The 5,858-nt window shown below is 44.0% G+C and carries 6 protein-coding genes; 2 read left to right on the forward strand and 4 right to left on the reverse strand.

Going from position 1 to position 5,858, the window contains the following annotated elements:
• Nucleotides 1–145: 145 nt before the first annotated feature.
• Nucleotides 146–505: a phage holin family protein gene (locus tag QT984_RS24765; RefSeq protein ID WP_333052282.1), complete on the reverse strand. Its 360-nt coding sequence runs from the start codon at nt 503–505 to the stop codon at nt 146–148.
• A 223-nt stretch (nt 506–728) separates the two neighbouring features.
• On the opposite strand from QT984_RS24765, the gene mrdA reads away from it, so the two are divergent.
• Nucleotides 729–2,543, forward strand: a complete 1,815-nt coding sequence (mrdA, locus tag QT984_RS24770) for a penicillin-binding protein 2 (RefSeq protein ID WP_333052285.1) — start codon at nt 729–731, stop codon at nt 2,541–2,543.
• Here the strand turns inward: mrdA and QT984_RS24775 are convergent, their stop codons facing one another.
• Entirely contained in the window at nt 2,544–2,804 is a 261-nt protein-coding gene (locus QT984_RS24775; protein ID WP_333052287.1) for a hypothetical protein, read from the reverse strand.
• Between the two features lie 195 nt (nt 2,805–2,999).
• Nucleotides 3,000–3,500, reverse strand: coding sequence for a pentapeptide repeat-containing protein (locus QT984_RS24780; protein ID WP_333207794.1), 501 nt, complete (start codon nt 3,498–3,500; stop codon nt 3,000–3,002).
• 198 nt (nt 3,501–3,698) lie between these two features.
• Between QT984_RS24780 and QT984_RS24785 the strand changes: the two genes are divergently transcribed.
• The gene (locus QT984_RS24785; RefSeq protein WP_333052292.1) at nt 3,699–4,187 is read left to right on the forward strand and encodes a pentapeptide repeat-containing protein; all 489 of its coding nucleotides are present in this window, start codon (nt 3,699–3,701) and stop codon (nt 4,185–4,187) included.
• A gap of 180 nt (nt 4,188–4,367) precedes the next feature.
• On the opposite strand, the gene QT984_RS24790 is transcribed toward QT984_RS24785, so the two are convergent.
• Nucleotides 4,368–5,858: DNA/RNA non-specific endonuclease (locus tag QT984_RS24790; protein WP_333314820.1), on the reverse strand; the 1,491-nt coding region annotated here is incomplete at its 5' end.

A 5,858-nucleotide genomic window follows, 5' to 3' on the forward strand; every position in this document is an offset into this window, starting at 1 on the left:
TAACGGATGTAACGGATGTAACGGATTGAAGGAAGAAGGGAGAAGAAATATTCGGCGATAGAAATCGGTTGTAGGCACACGAAACGCGCCAGCTAAGGGTGGGAAATATCGGGCGATTTCTATCGCCCTTTATCCGGGGAAGTTGCTAAATTAGTGCGCCGTTGATAAAGCTGCTAACTACAGCCAAGGCGATCGCCCCCAGTACCGCGCTCCAAAGGCCCATCCGCAAACTAAATCCTTCAACTAGCTTCGCAGCCGAGGCAAAAACAATCACGTTCATTACAAAAGCAAACGCGCCGGAAAGCAACCCCAACGTCAGTAGGTTCGGCACGAAAAAAACTGCTTTCAGAATTGGCAAAATTAAAACATTCAACATTCCCAAAACTGCAGCGGAAATTACTGCTTTCGGTGTGCTGTCAATTTCTACGCCGATCGGCAGTTGAGAAATCAGTAGCAAGCTGCTACCCGTCACCAGCCAAGCAATCAAAAAATCGATCGGTTCCACAGCGCTCGTACCTCCTTAACAGTTGAATTGTCAAAAAAACTTGATATTTAACATACATCTTATATACCTTAATCAAGCAATCCGGCTGATTCGTCTACCAACGGGCCGAATTTATGTCTGTCACTAAAGAGTGAGAAGTTATAATCGCTGTATCATAGGCAAAATAATCCGGATGGGAACCGTATCAACCTGTTAGTTGAATAAAAAGAGCAGATTAATTAATATGGCTGGCGATTTTTCTTTTAACTCTAAAGTCCGATTCGACAAAAATGGCTTGGACAATGCTTCACGGCAACGCAGCCGATCGCTCCAAGTTATGATTTTTATGCTGATCGTCACTACCTTGATGGCGCTACCAATATTTCGTCTAGCCGAATTGCAACTGATACAGGGAGCCTACAACCGACAGCGGGCGGAAAATAACCGTATTCGCCCTGTTTCAGTCCCAGCGACTCGCGGTCAAATTTTAGACCGCAACGGCAAAATTTTTGCGGCCAGCCGCGTATCTCGATCGGTCTATGTGTGGCCAAAAGAGCGATCGGCCAAGGAGTGGCAAGAGATCGCCGCTACACTGGGCCCGATCGTCAAACTTCCGGCAGCCGAAATTGTCAAAAAAATCGATGCCGCTGGCTACAGATCGGCCCTGCCAGTGCGAATTAGTAAGGATATTGATGTCGGTACTTTCGTCGCTTTGGGAGAACAAGCTAATAGTTTGCGGGGAGTTGAAATTCGCGTAGAATCGAGCCGAGACAATCCCCACCAGCAATTAGCAGCTCACCTTTTGGGGTACGTCGGCGAAGCTAGTTTAGAGCAATTAAAAGCTAATCCTGCATATCCGATGGGGATGCTCGTGGGTCAAATGGGAGTTGAAAAATTAGCCAATTCAACTTTAGAGGGCGTTTGGGGAAACCGTTTAATCGAGGTGAATGCTAAGGGCGAGGAAATCCAAGATTTAGGTGTAAAAGACCCTATTCCCGGCAAACCGGTGCAGCTAACTTTAGATTTAGATATGCAGAAAACTGCAGAAAAAGCTTTGGGCGATCGCCTGGGTGCAGTTGTGGCGATCGACGTAAAAACCGGAGCTCTTTTAACAATGGCTAGTTGGCCGACATTTGACCCCAATATTTTCACCCGCAAGGTGACTCAAACAGAATGGGAGCGGCTGCAAGGGCCAGAAAAACCGTTTTTAAATCGAGCCGTTCAAGGTTATCCAGTCGGTAGCACTTTTAAAATTGTCACTGCTATAGCGGGGATGGAGTCGGGCAAGTTTTCTCCTGACTCGACTGTGGCCACTTCTTCTTCAATTACGATCGGCGGAATTTCTTTTAACGAACACAGCGGCGGTTACGGCGTTATCGGTTTCCGCGACGCTTTAGCCTACAGCAGCAATACGTTTTTCTATCAAGTAGGTATGGCTGCCGGCCCCGAAGAAATGGCGAAAGCAGCTAAAAAAATGGGCATTGGCGGTACTATTAATTTAGACCTTTTGGGGTTGGAATCCGCCAATCACGGTCAAGTTCCGGTACCAGCAGAGAAACAGAAAATGTATGGGGAAGATTGGTATGTTGGGGATACGGTAACAATGTCGATCGGTCAAGGTTTGGTACTTTGTACTCCCTTAGAATTGGCTGTGATGGTGTCAACTGTTGCTAATGGCGGTTATCGAGTTCAGCCGCATTTATTGGCTTCTCAAACTAACACTCCTATTACCAAAAAAGTTCCCACAGGTATTAAGCCTGCCACTTTGAATGTTGTTCGCGAGGGATTGATTGACGTGGTGAAAAAAGGTACTGGCAAACGCATGAATGATGGTACTATTCCTTTAAGTGCTGGTAAGACTGGGACGGTGGAAATGCCCGGTCATCCTGACAATTCTATGTTTGTGGGTTTTGCTCCCGCTGACAAACCGGAAGTTGCGATCGCAGTTATAGTTGAAGGCGGCGGATTTGGTTCTGTATCGGCGGCACCAATTGCTCAAGAGGTATTCCGAACCTATTTTCAAAAGCAGGGTTTTAAACCTACTAATAAGCCTCTCTAGTCATTCGTTAATTGTTAACTGTTGACTGTTGACTGTTCTCATTTTGTCCAATAATTCGATCGCACTATTCTTGATATCTTGGAAAAGTGCGATCGAACAAAAGTTTTCCCCTACCAATCGTCTCACTTCCACGGTTGATAAATTCATCATTTGCGCTACCTGTTCCCGACTCATTCCAGAATTTAAGAGTTGAGTTACGAGCGATCGTAATGTTGACTCCGCTGCCAGTCGTCCCAGGTTTTCTTCGTTGTAAGTCTTCAAAGGGGTAAAAGGCGGTAAAAGGGCGATCGGCTAATATTGCTCTTTAGTAAATGCAGTATTAATGAAGATGAAGATTAGTTCAATTTTATTAAAAGTCAAGAGCCTGGTAGGCCTAGCAAGTTTTCCCGCCTACGTTGTTTGATTTAATAATATAAAGAAAGTTCACGAGCCGCTGTTACAGCGGCTCCAAGTGAATTAATACACACAAATACCTAGACGTTGGCACCCATCATTCCTCTCACTGCCATCGGGCATAATAGTGTGGCAGAAAATACATTCTTGTTCCAGCCAGTATTCGATGTCTACACCGGAAGCACCGAACAAATTAGAGCGATAGAAGTTGGTCTTCTCCACCAGGGTTTCATCCAACTCGGCACGTACAAAACAAGCATGAGTCAAGTCAGCTCGATCGAGGATCGATTGAGCGAGGGTAGCTCCATCCAAGCGGGTATGTTGCAGGATGGCTTTCTCCAGAGACACTTCAGCCAATTCGGCTCCAATCAGGTAACTTCGAGTGAAGTCAGTTCCAATCATCGAACCCTGCAGAACAGCCCCGGAAAAATTGGCATCGCTCAAGATTGCTCCTTCCAAATATATGAACGCACTAACACGAATCCCAGCAAAGTTTCGCTCAAGAGCAGCATAACGTTCGAGCAATTCTGAGGCACTCATTTCAGTAAATAGCGATCCTTTCATAGGTCGTCTTCTCCTAAATCTCAATATACTGCTGAATAAAGGGATTACTCTAGGGTTGATTTAAGTGGTGTTAACTTGAACATTGCTTCGATTCTATCCTTAATAGGGTGGGGAATTGATTTAATATAAAAAGAGGCGCGATCGCTATTTAGTGAATGCAGTATTATTGATAGTGTAAATAGATTCAGGACATCCAACATGGACGTTGAAGAACTATATAGGCGATACGCTGCGGGAGAAAGGGATTTCTCAGGAGTTGATTTAAGTCATGCTGACTTAAACGTTGCTAACGTGACATACATCGAAGACCTCCAACCAGGTCAGAATGAGTTGAGTGGTATCAATCTCAGCGGTGCTAACTTGACTAGAGCCGATTTGAGTTATGTTAATCTCAGCGGTGCTAACTTGAGCAGTGCTAACCTAGAGTTTGCTACCCTATCGCTGACTATATTGACTGGTGCCAATTTGAGGGATGCTATCCTAGATTACGCTCAACTCTTAGGCGACCTAATTGATGTTGACTTGAGAGAAGCCAGCTTGTTTTGTACGCTATTGAATTGTACCAACCTGACCAGAGCCAACTTGATGGGGGCAACATTTCAAGTCAGTCCAAAGGGGCGTTTGATTTTTAGTGATACCATCATGCCAGATGGAACTATTAATAATGAAGATGAAAATTATGAGTAACCTAAATCATTTATGTAAGAGTGTGTAATAGTAATGCTGGCTGGATAGCATTTTCAAATATTTTGCTTTGCACAAATCATTTAGGTTCGCTATATATAGTTCAATTTCATTAAAAGTCAAGAGCCTGGTAAGCCAAGTCAGCTTTCCAGGCTACTTTGTTTGATGTCTAGACCATCAGCCTTATGATTCGATTATTTCCTCAATCTCGTCGGGAATATTTGAGAAAAAGTCAAGTCCAGTCAATTCCTCAACTTGGTTAACAGTCAGCTTCCATGTTTGCCAATTTCTCCAAGCAGCTTTGTTTTGTATGTCTGGAAGACTCAACCCTAATAAACTATTGAAAGGGTGAGGAACTGGTACCGGAAAATCTCCATTATTACCCACTGTGCCATTTGGATTAGTTGGTACATGATCTGGCTCAACTTCGTTGGGTGTCAAAATGCCATAAGTTCCAGCGTTAGCAATTGTGACATTAGCAGGAGTCAGTCCTGGTTGCTCTAAATCCAGTACAACCTTCCAAGTCCAACCAGGAATATTGATTCCTTTGTTAGTAAGAATTTGGGGGTTTGTTAATGTGCTAGGCTTCGAGTTATGACTGAAACGCTGCGGATTCAGATTGCTGCCATAACCCCCAGCAACAACATAAAGCTCTTTTGGGGTTTCAGTAATTGGATCGGTCTCAGTAATCTGTTTAAGAAAACCGTCGAAACTTGTCCATGCTGGACTATCAGGGATTTCTCCTCGGAAATCATTGTTATTATCATAATGCTGTGGAACTACATTTGTCAACAGAAAAGTGGCTATGTTGTCTTTTTCGCTATTGGTGCGGTGAGACGAAGGTAGCATATGCCCCTTTGAGTAATCACTGCCACGGTAGTCTTTATCTACGATCCGACCCCAGCTTTCAGGAATACTTTTATCTTCAATAAAGTCTATTTTTGAGCGAGGAGTTTCACCCAGCCACTTTCGATTCATTTGCCAACTTACCCATTTAGGAGTTTTACTGCTGTCATCATAAGCAGTGGCAAACTGTGCTTTCTCTAGCAAATAGTTATTGCTATCTGCAACGTCAAGGTCAGTTGTGTTCCTTGCATCTGAGGGATTTCCAAACAGTAGATGTTGACTTTTGAAAAATACATTATCTAAGTAAACAGTACCGCCACCAACTACTTCAAACTTGAGGGTTGCTACTTTACCGCGCAAATTGTCAGGTACCTCTATTTGGAAAGTCTCAAACCCTTCAATTCCATAATCAATCTTTTGGGTGTCTGCTAAATAAGCACCTGGTGTACGATTTGCTCGCGTCAAGTTGATGGATGATGAAACGCCTAAAGGACTTCCATCTGCTGCTGACAAAGTGACCAAAACATTTCTTCCTCGTTTCAGTTCTGCTTCGGGAACATGGAGGTCAAAGCGTAAATTTCCCCAATCAGGTACAACAAAACGGTTGTGGGTAATACTTTTGCCTGAGTCTAACTTCAGAGCATAATTAGCTTGAGTTCGATCTACTCCTATCCTATCCAGTTCTGCGTGCAAAGCCGGAGCCTGTGTTGCAGATAGCTGATTTACATCAACAAGATTGTTTGTAGTTACGCTCGCTGACGTTTCGCCATTATGAAAAGACCAGCCAGGAATCGCATCAGAAAAAATAGTCCGATTACCACCCTGCGG

The organism is Microcoleus sp. Z1_B2, from assembly GCF_036700325.1.
Lineage (GTDB): Bacteria > Cyanobacteriota > Cyanobacteriia > Cyanobacteriales > Microcoleaceae > Microcoleus.

Coding starts and splice junctions, on each gene's coding strand:
- QT984_RS24785 (WP_333052292.1), top strand. CDS start 3,699: ATGGACGTTGAAGAACTATATAGGCGATACGCTGCGGGAGAAAGGGAT.
- QT984_RS24780 (WP_333207794.1), bottom strand. CDS start 3,500: ATGAAAGGATCGCTATTTACTGAAATGAGTGCCTCAGAATTGCTCGAA.
- mrdA (WP_333052285.1), top strand. CDS start 729: ATGGCTGGCGATTTTTCTTTTAACTCTAAAGTCCGATTCGACAAAAAT.